Consider the following 17,060-nt stretch of genomic DNA (forward strand, 5'->3'; position numbering starts at 1 on the left):
CATAAGGTTTGCCTTTATGAACACGGAAATTAGAGGGGATATGGTAGACGACCGTCCAGATTAGGGTATGATATTATGGATATAAGGTTGTTCTCCGTCAAGAAAGTCCGTATATGCACACTGGAATTTTGGACGTTTGTTGCCCCCAGTTCCGGCCAGAGGGGGCCAAATAGGCCGTTTTCCCTTGCGCGCGCTCCCGTCTGGCGGGTGTTGCCAGCGACAACAGGGTTATATCTCGCGAATACAGATTCTGATTCAGTATAAATATCCGGAAAACAGTGGCGTTTCGTGGCACAACGTCCCGAGAAACTGTACAACTCGACTATGAATCGGAGGGACAGTAGCTGATTATGGCTTCAGACCACTATCCCTCCGTTCCGGACCAGTCGACGGCCGTGACAGAGGAGCGAGCGGTCGCAAACGCACAGGGCGCACTTGATGTCGTTCAGGCGGCGTCGGCGACCGTCGGCGAGCAACTCGCGGCGATTGACGACCGCGCAACGGCACAGGCGACCGACGCACAGCAGATCGCCGACGACGTCTCGTCGCTTTCCGCCACAATCGAGGAGATCGCTGCGACCGCGACCGAGGTCAGCGAGCAGAGCCAGCGGGCGACGGATGCGGCAAACGACGGCCGGGAGGCCGCATCCGACGCCATCGAGTCGATGGACGAGGTCCGCGAACTGGGGCAGGCAGTTGCCGCGGAGGTGGCCGCCCTGGAGGACCGGGTCGACCGTATTGCCGATGCACTGGCCGGCATCGACCGTATCGCCGACCAGACGAATATGCTCGCGCTGAACGCCTCGATAGAGGCGGCGCGGGCGAGCGACACCACCGACACAGACGGGTTCGCCGTCGTTGCAGACGAAATCAAGGGGCTCGCCGAGGAGTCCCAGCAGCAGGCTGCGGAAATCGAAACGACGCTGGCTGCGGTTCGCGAAGCCACAGACGACACCGTTGCACAGCTCAACGAGGCCATCGACGGAATCGACACTGGGGCCGAGCAGGTCACCACGGCGATGGCGCGGCTCGACGACGTGGCCGATACCGTCGCGGAGACGGCCGACGGCATCGCGTCTGTCTCGGCGGCGACCGACGAGCAGGCGACGACGAGCGAAGCGGTCGCCGAGCGGTGTGAGACGGTTTCGGACCGCGCCGCCGCCATCGAAGACGACCTCTCGGAGATACGCGCCGCCCGCTCCGAGCAGACCGCGATGCTGGACGAGATTGACGACGTACTCGCCGCTGCAGAGGCTGACCGGCAGGACCGTCTGGCGGACGCACCGACAGTCTCGACCGGTATCGACGGTATCGACGACCTCTGTGGCGGCGGGCTCGTCATGGGGGGCCAGGCTGTCTTCCGGTACTCTGACGGAACGCAGGTCGACGGCGCTATCGCTCAGTTGTGCGCGACGGCCGTCGCCGCCGGCCGGGCGGTCTCGCTGACGCCACCCCCGTCCCTCGACCGGTCGACGCTTGCCGCTGCGTTCGCAGCAACCGACCACTCGCTCGAAGACGCGCTTGATGACGACGCCCTGTTCATCCTCGATGCGTTCGGGAACTGGGACGCCCGGTACAACGTGTTCGACCTCGAACGGACCTCGCTGGCTGCCGCCAACGAGACGACGGCCACCAGACGGGACGCCCCGCTGGTCATCGTCGGAAACATTCAGGGCGAGATACGGATGATGGGCGAACAGGCGGCCAGGGAAGCCCGGTACGAGAACGACGACGGCGTCTTCGCCCCTCACGACACAGTGGTCAACGTCATCAACGACGACGCGGTCCCGGCCACGCTCGGGGCGTTCTACTCGGGCGCTGCCGACCAGGAACTCACGCTGGCACGGACTGACGGCCGCGAGTACCTGACGCTCACGGCCTCGCCGCGTGGTACTGTGGGTGAGAAACAACCGGTCTCACAGCTGTCGAGCCCACCCTTCCTCCGAGTCCGAGACGACTGATGTTCGGCATCGACGACACTGGTCGGTTCACGTTCGCGACGGACGAATTCGCCGCATTGCTTGGGCGGACGCCTGCCGAACTTGTTGGAACACCTGTCGAGGCGGTGGTCGCAGCCGAGGACCGTGAGCCACTGACCACAGCGAGACAGGCCGTCAACAGTGCGCCAGACCGGCTGACCGAAACCTGTCAGGTCAGGCTCCCGCAAAGCGACCTCTCCGGTCCGGTTACGATTGAGCTCACGACGGCAACCGACGGGTCTGTCGTCGGATCGCTCTGTCGGACGGCCGAGACGGCCGACCCGTTCCAGTACTTGTTCGACCTCATTCAGGATGCGGTCGTCGGCTTCGAAATCGTCAATTTCGTCCCGATTGTCCGCACGGTCAACCCCGCGTTCGTCGACACCTTCGGCTACGACCGCGAGGAAATCGTCGGCGAACCGCTCAACGAGTACATCGTTCCCGGCGACCGCGTCGAAGAGGCGGTTAACTACGACCAGCGGACGGCCTCGGGCGAAATCAACTACGCCGTCGTCTCCCGGAAAACAGCCGACGGCTGCCGCGAGTTCATCTACCGCGGCGTCCCGTACGACACGACCGACGGCCGTCGCTGCGGGTTCGCGATGTACACGGATGTGACTGACAGCCGGCGGCAAAAGCGGCGACTCCGCGTTCTCCACCGCGTCCTGCGGCACAATCTCCGCAACGAACTCTCTGTCGTGCTCGGGACGGCTGAATACGTCCGAGCCCACGCAGCTGACTCGTCCGTCTCGTTGGCCGCGTCTCGCGCCCTCGATGCGGCCGACCGCCTCGCCGCCGTCAGCGAAAAGGCCCGAAGCGTCGAGACCGCGCTCGACGGCGAATCCGATCAGTCGGTCGACGCGGCGGCGCTGGCTCGGTCCGTCGCCGACAGTTATCGCCCCGATACACCGGTCGAAACAGCACTCCCCGAGACACTCCCTGTCACCGGCGGGACGGCCGTCTACGATGCGCTCGACAACCTCGTCGAGAACGCGGTGAGCCACACACCAGAGGGCACAGCCGTTCGAATTACGGCCGAGCGGACCGGTGGAGACGCGTTCGTCCGCGTTCGCGACGACGGCCCCGGTATCCCCGCCGTCGAACGGGCCGTCGTGTTCGAGGACGCGGATATCACCAATCTCCAGCACGGGAGCGGCCTCGGTATCTGGCTCGCTCGGTGGGTCGCCGAGGCGGCCGGCGGCGGCATCGAGTACGAACGAGCCGACGGGTGGACGACCGTCTCGCTCAGGCTCCCGCTCTCCGATGCCGATGACGTTCTCACACTGGCTGACACCGCGGAATCCGAGGTTACACCGACGCGGAAGTGAGCGCTGTCCCGTCCGCTGTGACGCTAGCGCCTGAGCGCCGCGGTCAGCGCGATTGCGCCCAGCACGACGCTCGCCAGCGCCAGCGGTGACAGCGGCGGCACGTCGAGCTGAAAGAGCAGCGTCGTCACCACGACGCTCGCCCCGACAAGCCCTGTCGTTCCCGCGACATGGGTGAGTTCCACGGGCGTTCCGGGCGCTGTTCCGAGGTCCGCGTAGAGGTCGATAGCCGCGTGTGCGAACGTCCAGGCCAGCACCGTCGCGCCGCCGGCGACCAGCACCGTGGTCGTCGTTGCCCCCTGAAGGGCGGCCACCAGCAGCGCCAGGAACAGTGACGCGCTGGCGACGTCGATGAGCCGGCCGGACTGAATCAGTTGCCCGCCGGCGAGCAGCACAACGCCGACGAGGGCGGCAGCGGTCGAGACCGCGCTAATGCCGGCGACGAAAAGCGTCACGACGCCCGCCGTCAGCGCCGCACCGCCACAGACGGCTCCGGTTCGCGGTATCATTGGCCACCCCGCCAGGCCCGTTCGGTTACCTGTTCCAGCGGCTCAGTTGCGGGCCAGTCGTGGACGGCGATGCCGGCGGCTCGCAACCGACGGAGCCGCTCACGGCGTTCGAGCCGTGCCAGCCGGTGGCCCGCCGTGTCCGTCGCGGTCGGGTCGGGACTCAGGACCGTCACCGGGTGGCCGCTGGCGGCGAGTCGACGGACCAGCGCCTCGCTGTCGTCGTCACACAGCGGCCCGAGGAAGACGACGTTCGCCGCTGTCGGCAGTTGTGCGATGAGCTTCGTTGTGTCCGGTGTTCGGGTGACCGATGTCGCGGCGAACGCGCGGTCGGTCCTGAGCAGGTCCCGGGCCTGTTGCTGGTGCGCGGCGCTCGTGCCCGGTGCGAGCCACGCTCCGTGTGGCGAGTACGCCGCGACGCCGACCTCGTGGCCGTCCTCGGGGAGCCCCTCGACGAGGGCGACGGCAGCCATCGTCGACCGCTCGATGGCTGTCTCGGCGTCCGGACGCGGCGCGAGCGCGGCGGCTGCTCTGGCGTCGACGACCACCACGACCGTCGCGGATTGCTCGCGGCGGAACTCGACGGTCCGCAGGTCGCCGGTGCGGGCGTACTGATTCCAGTCGACGCGGGAGAGCGGGTCGTTCGACCGGTGCTCCCTGACCGCGTAGAAGGAGACCCCTTCGCCGCCCTCGTCGACGGGTACCGTCCCGGGTCGGCGGGCCACTGCGGGGACCAGCGGCAACAGCGCCGAACTGGTCGGCTGTTCCCAGGTGACGGTGTCGGGTTCGGTCGTGACGGACGTTCGTCGGGCGACGACGCCGACCACGTCCCTGACGACGACCGTCGCCGGGTCGAACACGCAGCGGTCGGTCCCGCCAGTAATCTCGTAGGTAATCGTCGTCGATGCGCCGGGCCGCAGCGCCGTCCCCAGCGACGCCGACCCGTCAACGACGCGGACAGAATCCGGCACGCCGTCGGCGAGCCGGAGGTCCGGAATCGTCCGTGATCCGTCGTTGCGGACGGTGAGCGCCACGGTGACCCGCTCGCCGAGTGCGGGTTCTGTCGGTGTGATGGACCGCTGTATCGACACGTCCGCCGCTGGCGGGACAGCGACCCGGTCGTACGCGCTCAGCGTGACGCCGAGCCCGCCCAGCAACACGAGCGCGGGGACTTGCCCCACCAGTCCGACGCCGACGGCGACCAGTGCGGCCCCGGCCAGCCCGAACCAGCGGCCGGTGCGGTGGACCTCGCTCATCGCTCCTCGTCGCGCCGTCGGAGTTCCGCCGTCGCGTGGGCGACGCGCCGCTGGAACGGACGGATACCCGAGAGCCACCCGGACAGCCGCGCCCGGAGCGATATCGGTGTCCCGTCGAACAGTTTCCGAGCCGGCTCCCTGTCCGTCCACGCGCCGGACCGGAGCGCGTCCGCTGCCTCGTCGGGAGAGAGCCCGTCGCGCTGGAGGACGGTGACAGCGACCCCCTCGACGCGCCGCCGGATCGCTTCCTGTCCGGCTCCAGCAGCAAGCGCCTCGTCGATATCGTCGCCGGGGACCGTGACGTACTGGCTGTCTGTGTCCGGCAGCGCCATCCCGCGTTCGCTGTCGAGGGAGCGAACCAGGAGCGCGAGGAGCGCGACACCGCCAGCGAAGACGGCCACCGCGAGTATCGGGAGATCCGAGACAGCGCCCGAGGGCAACAGCGGCGCGCCGAGCGCGGCGAGGCCGAGGCCGATGGCTGTCGCGACGAGGCCAAGTGCCAACGGGAGCCGGCGCAGTGTCACGCCTTGCCCTCCCCGGCGGACCCGTCGGCGTCTTTGTCCGCAGAAGGCATCTCGTCGGGGCTCGCCGCGATATCGTCCGCGTTGTCGGCGGCCCGTTCCAGCGCCGCACGGGCTTGGGACTCCAGGTCAGCGTCCGGCCGCTCCCGGCCGTAGCGAACCCGCTCGAACACCGACCGGAGCGAGGCGACGGCGTCGGGGTCGGCCCCGGCCGCCGTCGCGTCCGCCTCGATGTCCTGCGGGGACGATGCATCGTCGTCCACGGTCACCGCATCTTCGAGGGCGGCCCACGCGCGGTACACGTCGTTAGTCAGGGGTACGTCGATTGCAGCCGCGCTATGCGAGGGGGCCTTCGCGGACTCCGCTGTTGCGACGGCTGGCGTTTCGCCGCCCGTCTCGTCGATGGTCCGGCTCTGACCGGCCAGCCGCCAGAGGACGACCAGACCCACTGCGAGGCCGACGGCGAGCGCACCGACTGCCGGGGCGGGGACACTCGGCAGCAGCGCGCGAGCGCCGTTTTCGCTTTCGGGTGGGTCGATGCTACCCGGCGGGTCGCTGAGGCCCTGTCCGTCGGGGTTGTCGATCTCGCTGTCGTCACGGGTCATCTCCGCCTGGTCGGACCCGGTGGCGGCGTCGAGGCTCGCGGCGCCGACGCTGAACGACAGCAGCGCAATCGCGGCGACAACCGCCACGAGGAGGGACTGTCGCTGCATACGGCCACTCCGCCCCTGTCACATGAATAGGTTAGGGACCTGCCGTTCGCTGGAACCCATGGGCGCGGTTCGAACGGGTACACACGGGGACTGGTCCCGCCTATAGTAGCCATTGAAAATCAATGCACACCTGATCGCACGACTGCAGTGCGATCAGTGTGTAAATCGTTTCAATTGTTACTATAGAGTTCGTCAGCGAGGTCCTCGGCGAAGTAGGTCAGAATGAGGTCCGCGCCGGCGCGTTTGATGGACAGCAACGACTCGTAGGCGACCGCTTCGAGGTCGAGCCAGCCCTTCTCGGCGGCGGCGTGGAGCATCGCGTACTCGCCGGAGACGTTGTAGGCGGCGACGGGGTGGTCGTAAGACTCCCGGATCTCCTTGACGATGTCCAGATACGGCAGGGCGGGCTTGACCATCAGCACGTCTGCGCCCTGCTCGACGTCGAGGTCGACCTCGCGGCTGGCCTCGCGTGCGTTCGCGGGGTCCATCTGGTAGTGCCGCCGGTCGCCGAAGGCCGGCGCGCCGTCCGCGGCGTCCCGGAACGGGCCGTAGAAGGCCGACTCGTACTTCGCGGCGTAGCTCATGACGGGCACGTCGGTGTCGCCTTGGGCGTCCAGCGCCTCCCGAATCGCCCCGACCATCCCGTCGATCATGCCCGACGGGGCGACCATGTCGGCCCCGGCCGCGGCGTGGCTCGCGGCGATTTTCCCCAGCAAATCGAGCGTCTCGTCGTTACGTACCGTCAGCCGCGGGTTCTCGGCAGCGTCATCTTCGAGGACACCGCAGTGGCCGTGGTCGGTGTACTCACAGAGACAGACGTCCGTGATGATGTAGGCGTCCGTCTCACTCGTGATGCGGCGCGTGGCTTCCTGCACGACGCCGTCTTCGGCCCAGGCGCGGCTCCCGCGCTCGTCTTTCGACTCGGGGACGCCGAACAGCATCACCGCTTCGACGCCGGTTTCGAGGACCTCCTCGACGCGCTCGACCGCCTCGCCGACCGGGACCCGTTCGTGACCCGGCATCGTCTCGATTGGGACTCGCTCGTCGGTCGTCGCGTCGACGAACACCGGCGCGATGAGGTCCGACGCAGAGAGCTCCGTTTCGCGTACCAGCGGTCGCACGCCGTCGGTTCGCAGGCGGCGCGGGCGCTGTGTCAGGTTCATACTGCCATTTCAGACCGTGGCCGGCATGAACCCACCGTTTGTGTGCTTAAACGCAACCACTTTTTTGACAGACGGAAGCCTATATCGGGGTAGTCGCTCTGTCGTCGGGGCCCGATTTACGAATACATCGGTGAACTGGCCGTATTATAGGCTGTAACTGAATATTCCGGCTAGTCTGGACAGTCAGGACACGCACTGCACACGAATCTGAGCGAAGCTCTCCCATCCACACACTGGCTTGTCCCGATCCATTTCTTACCGGTAGCATTGACGCCCAATAGGTGCAGAATACGCAACTCAGCAAGGAGCGACGGTATCACCGGACAGTCTTTCAGTCCCTGTTTTGGTTACGAGATAGCGGGCATAGTGCTCAGCGTCATACACTGCTTCGCCCTTTGCCGTCGAATATGGTCGTCTAACCCGAACAGTGAGACCACGATCTGATCGGTTTACGACGGTCACCTTTGGACCAACAGTGAATGAACCGACATCCCAGCTATCAAGACAACTCGCATTCTGAAGCCGAGCAGTCACATAGTCCGTTTCCGAGTTTAGTGCGCGTTCTTTGGCTTCAGAGACGTTTATTTGTGCGCCAATGGTTGGGGTTTCCTGACCACTGTCTACGGCCGATTCTGGGGTTGCTGGGCCGTCGGAAAGCGTAGAACATCCCGTGAGCACAAGGCTACAGACAATAGCGAGAAGTAGAGCCCTTTGATCGTACATACAGAGAAATAATTTATAACTGACAAATGCCTTGTGGGAAATCCCATCTTATGACGTGTCATCTATTGCCGCTTCAGCTGTACCCGCAGGAGTAGCTACCAGATACTGGGTCCTCGTGCACCGGTCTGGACAGTCACCAGATAGCAGGAGCCTGTGACGCCTTCGAGGGAATCTCCGGAAAGCAGTTCACTCGATGTCGACGACCTCGATTCGCTCGCGGAGCCACGCCGCCGCGTCGGCAACGGTTGCCGGGTCGTCACCGGTAATCTTCACCCGTCCCGGCGCATCGTCCTTGCGCGGATAGCTCCCGACGGCAACCGCGAACTGCTCGCGGGCCGCCGTGATGTGGGTGACCAGTGCGCCTTCGGGTGCAGGCGTGTGAATTGTCTCCGTCGTCCGGTCGCCGTCGAACTCGTCGGCAACGGTCTCGTACATCGCTTTCAGTTCCTCGGGGATACCCGGCAGGACGTACACGCGGTCGATGACACAGCCGGCGGCGAAGCTCTCGTCGGTCAGCAGCGCCTGCCCACCTTCGGGGACCGACGCCCACGCATCGAGGTCGAGGTCCATGTCGTAGCGGTCCACCATCTCGGGGTTGTCATCAGCGAACCGCTCGGCCTTCGCTTCGAGGTGTGCCCGCACGTCGTCGGGAACGACGAGGTCGCGGCCGAACGCCCGCGCCACGGCGGCTTTGGTTATGTCGTCGGGTGTCCCGCCGATGCCACCGGTGACGATGACCGCGTCGAAAGCGTCGTGATACCGCGCCACGGCGTCGGCGATGACCGCCTCGTCGTCGGGCACAGTCAGGACTCGGGTGACGCTTGCGCCGGCGGCCGTGAGCTGGCGGCCCAGCCACGACGCGTTCGTGTTCTCCGTGTCGCCAGCGAGCAGTTCGTCACCGACGGTGAGCAGTGCGACCTCCATCATCTCGCTGTGAGTGTCTGGCGGCGTTAAGCGTTTGGCTGGACGCAGGTGGACACAGACTCAGGTGTCGTCGGCCCGCTACGGACCGAATGAATATGAATGGTGTATAATGACATTATATCTAGTCTAGCCATATTTCGGTAACATACATATACTGGGTCCGGCAATTCAAAATCATGGTACTTGTCACCAATTGTGCCGATTGCGTCAAACGGGTGTACCCGAACCGAAGTCGCGTGCCGAGTACGGACCGCGACAGCGCTGACCCGGTCGACGAAGCGTCCACAACATCCGCTGGAACGCTGACAGACTGACGCTGCTGGCAGCACACCGCGTCGTCGCGCTATCGGGCTCGTCGCGGTGTGTCGTAACGGCAACTCTTGGCAGGTAGCTACAGCAATGGAACACAGCGATAGCACAGGGCCGGACCGCTCGCTGCTCCGTCGGCTTTCCAGACCGGTTCTCGCGTTCGTTGGACTCGTCGCCGCCGGTGTGTTCGGATTCGTCACGTTCGGTGGCGTCGGCGTCGTCAACGCCCTGTTCTGGCTGCTTGACCCCACGAGCATCGAACTCCACTTCCAGACCCACGAGGGGCCCGCGACGCTGGTCAAAGGCTACGCCATCGTGGTGCTGACCGGTCTCGTCGTCGCTGGACTGTGGATAGGTGAAACAGTGCTGTCGGCAGCCTTCGGCGGCCAGATTCAGCAGGAACTTACACGTATGCAGATTTCGCAACGACTTCAGGAACTGGACGACCACATCGTCGTCTGTGGCTACGGGACGTTCGGACAGACTGTCGCGGAGCAGATAGGCGGCACGGACGCACAGGTGGTCGTCATCGAGAAACAGACAGAACAGTACGAACGGGCGCTCGACGATGGCCATCTCGCGCTGGAGGCCGACGCGAGCCGCGAGGACGCGCTGACGGACGCGGGCATCAAGCGAGCCGACACGGTCGTCGGGGCGATTGATGACACGAACGCAAATATTCAGATTGCGGTGCTGGCGAGCCAGCTTGCGCCCACTGTCCAGCTCATCGTTCGGGCCGGCGACCGACAGGACGAGACCGTGGCCCGCCGCGTGGGCGCGGATGAAGTGATAATTCCCGAAGTCGTCAGCGGAAAACAGGTGTGTGAGCGGCTGTGGCGGCGGTTCAGGCGTTATTCCTCGGATAGTTCGGATTCCAGTGTCTCGACCCGGCGTTCGAGTTCGGAAACCCGCTTCTCGTAGCCGCGTTTACCGTCGAGAAAGTTGTAGACGAGTACCATGCCAGCGGCTGGTAGTCCGATGTACACCGCCAGTACGAGTACCATGAGGATAAGTTCTGTTGCGCCGGGTAGTCCCGGTATCTGGAGGAGGGCCATGGTGAGCCTTTTCGTTTCAGCTACTTGAAAACTCACATCTGAGCGATCAGACTCCCGCTTCCCCGACCGCTTCAGCGAGTAGCTCCGTGACCCCGACGATTTCAAGGTCCTCCTCGTAGCCGCCGGTTTTGCGCCCGTCCTCGTACATCGTCATGCACATCGGGCAGGCAACGACGAACTTCTCGACGGCCGCGCCCGCCTCGGTGTCTTCGAGGGCCTCGCGCAGGCGTTCCTCGCTGGGTTTGCTCTCCTCTTCGAGGTCCATCCAGAGGCCGCCGCCGCCACCGCCACAGCAGAAGGAGTCGTCCCTGTTGCGGGGCATCTCGTGGAGGTCGGCTCCGGTCGCGTGGATGAGGTCCCGCGGCGCTTCGAACTCGCCGTTGTACCGCCCGAGGTGGCAGGGGTCGTGGTAGGTGACAGTGTAGTCCAGTTCGGTCCCGGAGAGGCCGAGCGCGCCCGCATCTGCGAGGTCGGCGACGACCTGCGTGTAGTGGAACACGTCGTCTTCGCCCCACTCACAGGCCTCGAACTCGGGGTACTCGTTCATGAACGTGTTGTAGGCGTGGGGGTCCGTCGTGACGATGGACTGGAACTCACAGTCCAGTATTGCCTCGGCGTTGTCCTCGACGAGCATCTCGTAGAGCCCTTCCTCGCCGACGCGGCGCACGTCGTTGCCGTCGGTCTGTTCGGCCTCGTAGAGGATGCCGTAGTCCACGTCGGCGGCCTCGAAGACGGTGGCGAGCGCCTGCGCAATCTTCTGGTTGCGCTCGTCGTAGCTCGGGTAGTCGCCGACGTACCAGAGGTACTCCACCGGTTCGTCGCGGGCGTCCGGCACCTCGAAGTCGAGGTCCTCGGTCCAGTCCGGCCGGGCGCGCTCGGGGTCGCCGAAGGTGTTGCCGTGCTGGAACACGTTCATCATCGCGTCCTGGACGTGTTCATCCATCTCGCCGGCCTCGGTGAGCCGGCGGTTCATCTCAGTGAACTGCGTGACGTGTTCGATGTCGACCGGACAGGCGTCCATGCAGGCCATACAGGACATGCAGGACTCCATCGTGTGGGCGTCGATGACCGAGGTGCCGCCGTCGGCGATGATAGGCACGTCCTCGCCGCCGGCGTCGCGCTCCTCGCGGTAGCGTTTCAGGTCGAGGATGACGTTCCGCGGGTCCAGCGGCCGCCCGGACGCTTTTGCCGGACAGACCGACGAGCACCGGCCGCACTTGGTACAGGCGTCGTGGTCGAGCAGTTGCTTCCAGGAGAAGTCGTCGATGTCGCTGGGACCGATGTCGTCGGGGTCAGCGTCGGCCGGGACGCCGGGTAGTCGCACGCCGGCTTTCTCGTCGCGGGCGACGAGGTTGGCAAACGACGAGAGCATGTGGAACGGCTTCGCGTACGGAATCCAGGCGACGAACCACAGCGCGACCAGCGAGTGGCTCCACCAGACGAACGGGTACGCACCCGCTGCCATTTCCGGTGTCATCCCGGCCATGACGAGCACTTCTTTGACCGACCAGCCGACGAAGCTCACCGTCTCGAAGGAGACGTCACGCACCGTCGAGGTGCCGAGAATACGGATGCCCTCGGTGAGGTAGCCGCCGACGCCCAGCACGAACAGCGCGCCCAGAAACAGGTCGTCCTCGCGGGAGGTGTGGCGGTCGTGGAGGCGGTCGAGCTTGCGACCGTAGCGCCGCCACAGCGCGACACCAACGCCGACGACGAACAGCAGCCCCATCGCGTCCATGACGAACGAATAGGAGAGGTAGAACTGGCCGACGAAGAAGGATTCACCGGTCAGCGGCCGATAGAGGTCCATGTCGATACCCAGAATCGTCGTCCCGATGAGCAGCGTCAGAAAGCCCCAGACGATGAACGCGTGCATCACGCCGGCGACGGTGTCGCGGTCCAACTGCTTCCGGTTCGACAGCGCCAACTGCGCCGCCGCGACCGTTCGCTGGGGCAACTCGTCCAGGCGGTCGAAGGGGTCATCGCTGCCCTGGGCATAGCGGGTGACGCGGTCGTACACACCGTACAGAAAGACGATGATGGCGAGCGCTGCCAGATAGTAGAACAGCGCTTTCCCCACGTCGCCGATACGCCAGAACGTCGGGCGCGTGGTCGTCTGGAGTATAGATGACATACGGTAACACGCGATTTGTGTCCGCTTAAATCTTGCCACGCCCCGTCGCAGTCTTGCGGGAATTAGGGACCTGTTGAAAGTTTCCTCGCATTACGTTGCCCATCCGACAGATATATGACTCCCGAGAAGTAGTTTCATGTTCGATGGACGAGAAGACCGAAGAACTCCGTGACATCTTTATGGATGTCTCCGACGAGGAGGCTGTGACGGAGTCTCAGGAGGCGTCGAGAGGGTCCCTGGCCGATACTGACGAGGCCGGTGTCGCGGACCGACTCGGTGATGTCATCGCGCGGATGCGCGAGCGGTACGAGTTCCGAACCGACCTCGCCGACGAATCCCTGATAACAGTGGTCCGACTGTTCTACGAGGGGAGCGACGACGCGGCTATCGCGGCCGAAATCGTCGTGGACGAGCCTGACGTGGTCGAGGCGCGGCTGGACCTGCATCTCCTCCGCGACGAGGACACAGAGGCACCGTTCGACCTGGCCGAGTTCCGCCGCCGCGTCGCCGACGCCGACCCCGCTGTCACCGAACTCGCGGCCGAGTTCGACATCGACGAGTCCTGGGCCGCCCACTACCGTCGCGTCGTCGCCGCACAGGACGCCGCGCGCCGGGTCTCCCACCGGTTCCAGAGCGAGTTCGAGGACGTGCTCACCGACGCCGGGCTGTCGACACAGCACGCTGCCGGCCTCCGCGAAGACGGTCTCGACGAAGCCACTGAGGACATCGACTCGCTGGATTCCGGCGCTGACGTGTCGATGTAACTCTGGGCATTCTTTTACACTAGCTGTCGGCTGAGATGGCAGGGTTTTCTGGCTGTCCGAAACACGACCGTTCCGTCCCGCCGAACATTCTTGTAGTGGAACACGACCACGCAGAGCCATGCCGACCCACACGTTCCGAGAGCTAGAAACGGCCGCCTACTGCCCCCGGAAGCTCTACTACCGCCGCCGCGACGGGGCGAGCGAAATCCCCGACGAGATTGAGTCGGTTCGCCGGCTCGCCCGTGATTACGAGCGGCTGCTGACCGACGACGCCGCCCTGCTGGCAGCCCCCATCGAAGTGGGTCCGGACGAGTACCGCGACCGGCTCAGAGGGCTTCGAGAGCGCCTGGCCGACTGGGACGCGCTGGTCGCCCCGGCGGCGACCGACGCGTATCTCGAAGGGAAGGACGCCCGCGGTATCGCACACAAGGTCGTCGCCGGGCGGGACGGTCCGGTCCCGTCGCTCGTCTTCGCCGGTCGGCCGCCCGAGGACGGTGTCTGGGAGCCCCAGACCGTGCGGTTGGTCGCCGCCGCGAAGGCGCTCTCTTGGGAGCGCGAGCGTGACATCGACATCGCCTACGGCGAGTATCCGGCATACGGCGTCATCCGGCGCATCGAGGTGAACGCACGGCGGGCCGGCGTCTACCGTCGGGCGGTTCGGACTGCCGACAGCATCGACGGCCCGCCCGGACGGGTACACAACGACGCGAAGTGCGAGCCCTGTGAGTTCAGCGACGACTGCGGGGTGAAGACGCGGTCGCTACGGTCGATGCTACGATAGGGCAGATAATCGCCCGGACAGCGGTGAGTGTCAGCCTTGGGCTTCGAGCCACGACTTGACGGCGTCAGCGTGTGCGCCGCGGCGGTGTATCGTTCCGGTGTCGACGTTCACCACCGTCGAGCCGGTCCCGCCGTCGGTTTCGCCGGCGTCGAGCACGACGGCGGCGCGCTCCCGGATGGCGTCGAGGTCGTCGACGGAGCGGGCGCTTGGGTTGCCGGAGATGTTGGCGCTGGTGGCGGTTAGCGGCCCGGTCTCGGCGAGCAGTTCGAGCGCGAGGTCGTGGTCGGGGACCCGAACCCCGACGCGGTCCCGGCCGGCGACCAGCACGTCCGGCACTGCGTCGCGGCGCTCGACGACGACGGTGACCGGGCCGGGGAGGAACTCGCGCATGAACGCCAGTTCGCGGTCGCTTGGGTGCGTGTACTCGCGGGCGGACTCGACATCGGGGACGGCCATCGACACCGGCTTGTCGCGCTCGCGACCTTTCGCCTCGAACACACGCTCGACGGCATTAGCATTGAGCGCGTCCGCGCCGAGGCCGTACACCGTCTCCGTGGGATAGACGACCAGCTCTCCGTCGCGGACCGCTGCCGCGGCGTCGTCGACTGTCGCCATCGTTAGAGCTGGGCTTCGACGTCGTCGTAGTCGGGGAAGTCGGGCCACTCCTCGGCGACCCACGCGTACTCGACGGTCCGGTCGCTATCGAGGACGAACACCGACGGGCGCGGTTCCTCGATTCCGGCCATCCCGTCGAGGTCCATGTCGATGCCGTACTGCTGTGCGACGCCGTTGGCCGGGTCCGAGAACAGCCGGTAGTCCCCCTCGATTTCCCGCTCTTCGAGCAGCTGCTTGTGCTCGTAGGGCGTCGAGATGGAGACGCCGACGACGGTGGCCTGCTCGTGCCACGCACGGTCGCGTATCTCGTTCCAGATGTACGTCGCCGGGAACGCGCCGTCCATCGCGTGGAACACGAGGACGACCCGGTCGCTGTCGGCACACAGCGACGAGAGCGACTCGTCCTCCCAGAACTCGTCGTTGACGAGCGGGCGTGTGAAATCCGGCGCGGTGTCGCCCTCGTCGGGATGGTCAACCGGGTCGAGGTCGACGACATCGAAGTCGAGGTCCATCAGGCCACACCCCCTGCGGTCTCCTCACCCTCGCCGTAGGTCCGCTCCAGATACGCGACGATGTTCGCGCTCTCGGACATCGTGACGCCGGTGTTCTCGTCGACGATGGCCGGGACGGTCCGCTTGCCGGACAGTCGCTTGACCACGTCACGGTCGGCGTGCATCGGCTCGACGAACCGCGACTGGTAGTCGAGGTCGTAGGCGTCCAGCTTCCGGACGACGCGCTCACAGAACGGACACGCCTGCAACCGGTACAGCGTGATATCGGACTCGCTCATACTCTGTGGAGTGATACGCGTGAAAGCCGGGTAAGGGCTTCGCTGACAACCCCTTCATGACAAGCCTTAATCCGCACCCATTACAACTTCGACCGTTGATGGCCCTGGATCCACCTGCGCCGTTTGAGCTGTCTACAGCGATGTTGCAGGGCGTCGAAATCGTCGGCGTCCCAATACCAAAAGACGCGGTGCTCGTCGCTGGTATTGTCACGCTCGTCGCACTGGTCGTCCTCTCGGCGTTCTTCTCGTCCTCAGAAATTGCGATGTTCTCGCTGCCTGCACACCGGACGGAAGCGCTCGTCGAGGACGCTGTCCCGGGTGCGAAGACGCTCAAACAACTCAAATCAGACCCCCACCGCCTGCTGGTAACGATTCTCGTCGGCAACAACCTCGTCAATATCGCGATGTCTTCCATCGCTACTGGACTCCTTGCGATGTACGTCGATAGTCAGGGGCTGGCTGTCGCCATCGCGACGTTTGGCGTTACCGCCGTCGTTTTGCTGTTCGGCGAGAGCGCGCCAAAGAGCTACGCGGTGGAGAACACCGAATCGTGGGCGCTGCGCATCTCCAAACCGCTCAAGGCTGCCGAGAAGGTGCTGCTCCCGCTTATCCTGCTGTTCGACTACCTCACGCGCGTCGTCAACAAAATCACCGGGGGCCGCTCCGCCATCGAGACCTCCTACGTCACCCGCGAGGAGATACAGGACATCATCGAGACGGGCGAGCGCGAGGGCGTCCTCGACGAGGACGAACGCGAGATGCTCCAGCGCACGCTGCGGTTCAACGACACCATCGCCAAGGAAGTGATGACGCCGCGGCTGGACATGACTGCGGTCGCCAAGGAGGCTTCTGCCGAGGAAGCCCTGGAGACGTGCATCCAGAGCGGCCACGCCCGCATCCCCGTCTACGAGGGGAGCCTGGACAACGTCATCGGCGTCATCCACATCCGGGACCTCGTTCGGGACCTCAACTACGGCGAGGCGGTGGCCCGCAACATGGACCTCGAAGACCTCATCGAGCCGACCCTGCACGTCCCCGAGTCGAAGAACGTCGACGACCTGCTGACCGAGATGCGGGCCGAACGCCTGCACATGGTCATCGTCATCGACGAGTTCGGGACCACTGAGGGGCTGGTGACGATGGAGGACCTGACCGAGGAGATTGTCGGCGAGATACTCGAAGGCGAGGAGGAGGAACCCATCGAGTACGTCGACGACGACACAGTCACGGTCAAAGGCGAGGTCAACATCGAGGAGGTCAACGAGGCGCTGGACCTGGACCTGCCCGAAGGCGAGGAGTTCGAGACCATCGCCGGCTTCATCTTCAACCGGGCTGGCCGACTGGTCGAAGAGGGTGAGACCATCACCTACGACGGCGTCGAGATCCGCGTCGAACAGGTCGAAAACACGCGTATCATGAAAGCTCGCGTTGTCCGCCTCGAAACCGACGAAACCGAGTCGGTCGACGCCGAAGAGGTCACGGACTGAGCACTTGCGGGAGCA

General features: G+C 65.1%; 17 protein-coding genes. 6 read left to right on the top strand and 11 right to left on the bottom strand.

What is annotated here, in order from left to right; genetic code table 11:
- The first annotated feature begins 350 nt into the window (after window positions 1-350).
- Both AV929_RS14230 and AV929_RS14235 read left to right on the top strand, forming a co-directional pair.
- Entirely contained in the window at window positions 351-1,961 is a 1,611-nt protein-coding gene (locus AV929_RS14230) for a methyl-accepting chemotaxis protein (protein ID WP_064288575.1), read from the top strand.
- The gene (locus AV929_RS14235; RefSeq protein ID WP_064288576.1) at window positions 1,961-3,307 is read left to right on the top strand and encodes an ATP-binding protein; all 1,347 of its coding nucleotides are present in this window, start codon (window positions 1,961-1,963) and stop codon (window positions 3,305-3,307) included. Before AV929_RS14230 ends, AV929_RS14235 begins: the two co-directional genes overlap by 1 nt.
- Window positions 3,308-3,330: 23 nt before the next feature.
- Here the strand turns inward: AV929_RS14235 and AV929_RS14240 are convergent, their stop codons facing one another.
- The 6 genes from AV929_RS14240 to AV929_RS14265 form a co-directional block, all read right to left on the bottom strand.
- A complete protein-coding gene (locus AV929_RS14240; protein WP_050037243.1) occupies window positions 3,331-3,813 on the bottom strand; it encodes a hypothetical protein in 483 nt (160 codons plus the stop codon).
- Window positions 3,810-5,066 (bottom strand): DUF58 domain-containing protein, encoded by a 1,257-nt coding sequence (locus AV929_RS14245; protein ID WP_050037242.1) that lies wholly within the window; start codon window positions 5,064-5,066, stop codon window positions 3,810-3,812. Before AV929_RS14245 ends, AV929_RS14240 begins: the two co-directional genes overlap by 4 nt.
- Window positions 5,063-5,590, bottom strand: a complete 528-nt coding sequence (locus AV929_RS14250; protein WP_023843462.1) for a hypothetical protein — start codon at window positions 5,588-5,590, stop codon at window positions 5,063-5,065. Before AV929_RS14250 ends, AV929_RS14245 begins: the two co-directional genes overlap by 4 nt.
- Entirely contained in the window at window positions 5,587-6,300 is a 714-nt protein-coding gene (locus AV929_RS14255; protein WP_064288577.1) for a DUF4129 domain-containing protein, read from the bottom strand. The genes AV929_RS14250 and AV929_RS14255 overlap by 4 nt, the downstream gene beginning before the upstream one ends.
- Window positions 6,301-6,470: 170 nt before the next feature.
- A complete protein-coding gene (gene hemB, locus AV929_RS14260; protein ID WP_050037240.1) occupies window positions 6,471-7,463 on the bottom strand; it encodes a porphobilinogen synthase in 993 nt (330 codons plus the stop codon).
- A gap of 909 nt (window positions 7,464-8,372) precedes the next feature.
- Entirely contained in the window at window positions 8,373-9,110 is a 738-nt protein-coding gene (locus AV929_RS14265) for a molybdopterin-binding protein (protein ID WP_014041636.1), read from the bottom strand.
- A 399-nt stretch (window positions 9,111-9,509) separates the two neighbouring features.
- Between AV929_RS14265 and AV929_RS14270 the strand changes: the two genes are divergently transcribed.
- Window positions 9,510-10,340, top strand: a complete 831-nt coding sequence (locus AV929_RS14270; RefSeq protein WP_230458901.1) for a TrkA family potassium uptake protein — start codon at window positions 9,510-9,512, stop codon at window positions 10,338-10,340.
- On the opposite strand, the gene AV929_RS21480 is transcribed toward AV929_RS14270, so the two are convergent.
- Both AV929_RS21480 and AV929_RS14275 read right to left on the bottom strand, forming a co-directional pair.
- Window positions 10,271-10,474, bottom strand: coding sequence for a hypothetical protein (locus tag AV929_RS21480; RefSeq protein ID WP_023843459.1), 204 nt, complete (start codon window positions 10,472-10,474; stop codon window positions 10,271-10,273). The two genes, AV929_RS14270 and AV929_RS21480, sit on opposite strands and share 70 nt — an antisense overlap.
- A gap of 46 nt (window positions 10,475-10,520) precedes the next feature.
- On the bottom strand, window positions 10,521-12,608 hold the full coding sequence (locus AV929_RS14275; RefSeq protein WP_064288578.1) for a (Fe-S)-binding protein: 2,088 nt from the start codon (window positions 12,606-12,608) through the stop codon (window positions 10,521-10,523).
- Window positions 12,609-12,751: 143 nt separating this feature from the next.
- Between AV929_RS14275 and AV929_RS14280 the strand changes: the two genes are divergently transcribed.
- Both AV929_RS14280 and AV929_RS14285 read left to right on the top strand, forming a co-directional pair.
- Window positions 12,752-13,372 carry a hypothetical protein gene (locus AV929_RS14280; RefSeq protein WP_064288579.1) on the top strand — a complete coding sequence of 207 codons (621 nt, stop codon included), beginning with the start codon at window positions 12,752-12,754 and terminating at the stop codon, window positions 13,370-13,372.
- Between the two features lie 118 nt (window positions 13,373-13,490).
- Entirely contained in the window at window positions 13,491-14,153 is a 663-nt protein-coding gene (locus tag AV929_RS14285; protein ID WP_064288580.1) for a hypothetical protein, read from the top strand.
- 30 nt (window positions 14,154-14,183) lie between these two features.
- On the opposite strand, the gene AV929_RS14290 is transcribed toward AV929_RS14285, so the two are convergent.
- The 3 genes from AV929_RS14290 to AV929_RS14300 are packed head-to-tail and all read right to left on the bottom strand — an operon-like array spanning window position 14,184 to window position 15,558.
- Window positions 14,184-14,768 carry an L-threonylcarbamoyladenylate synthase gene (locus AV929_RS14290; protein ID WP_064288581.1) on the bottom strand — a complete coding sequence of 195 codons (585 nt, stop codon included), beginning with the start codon at window positions 14,766-14,768 and terminating at the stop codon, window positions 14,184-14,186.
- Window positions 14,769-14,770: 2 nt separating this feature from the next.
- Window positions 14,771-15,280, bottom strand: coding sequence for a redoxin domain-containing protein (locus AV929_RS14295; protein WP_014041629.1), 510 nt, complete (start codon window positions 15,278-15,280; stop codon window positions 14,771-14,773).
- Window positions 15,280-15,558, bottom strand: coding sequence for a glutathione S-transferase N-terminal domain-containing protein (locus tag AV929_RS14300; RefSeq protein WP_014041628.1), 279 nt, complete (start codon window positions 15,556-15,558; stop codon window positions 15,280-15,282). Before AV929_RS14300 ends, AV929_RS14295 begins: the two co-directional genes overlap by 1 nt.
- A 98-nt stretch (window positions 15,559-15,656) precedes the next feature.
- On the opposite strand from AV929_RS14300, the gene AV929_RS14305 reads away from it, so the two are divergent.
- On the top strand, window positions 15,657-17,045 hold the full coding sequence (locus AV929_RS14305) for a hemolysin family protein (RefSeq protein WP_014041627.1): 1,389 nt from the start codon (window positions 15,657-15,659) through the stop codon (window positions 17,043-17,045).
- The last annotated feature ends 15 nt before the right edge of the window (window positions 17,046-17,060 follow it).

The organism is Haloarcula sp. K1, from assembly GCF_001647155.1.
GTDB lineage: Archaea > Halobacteriota > Halobacteria > Halobacteriales > Haloarculaceae > Haloarcula > Haloarcula hispanica.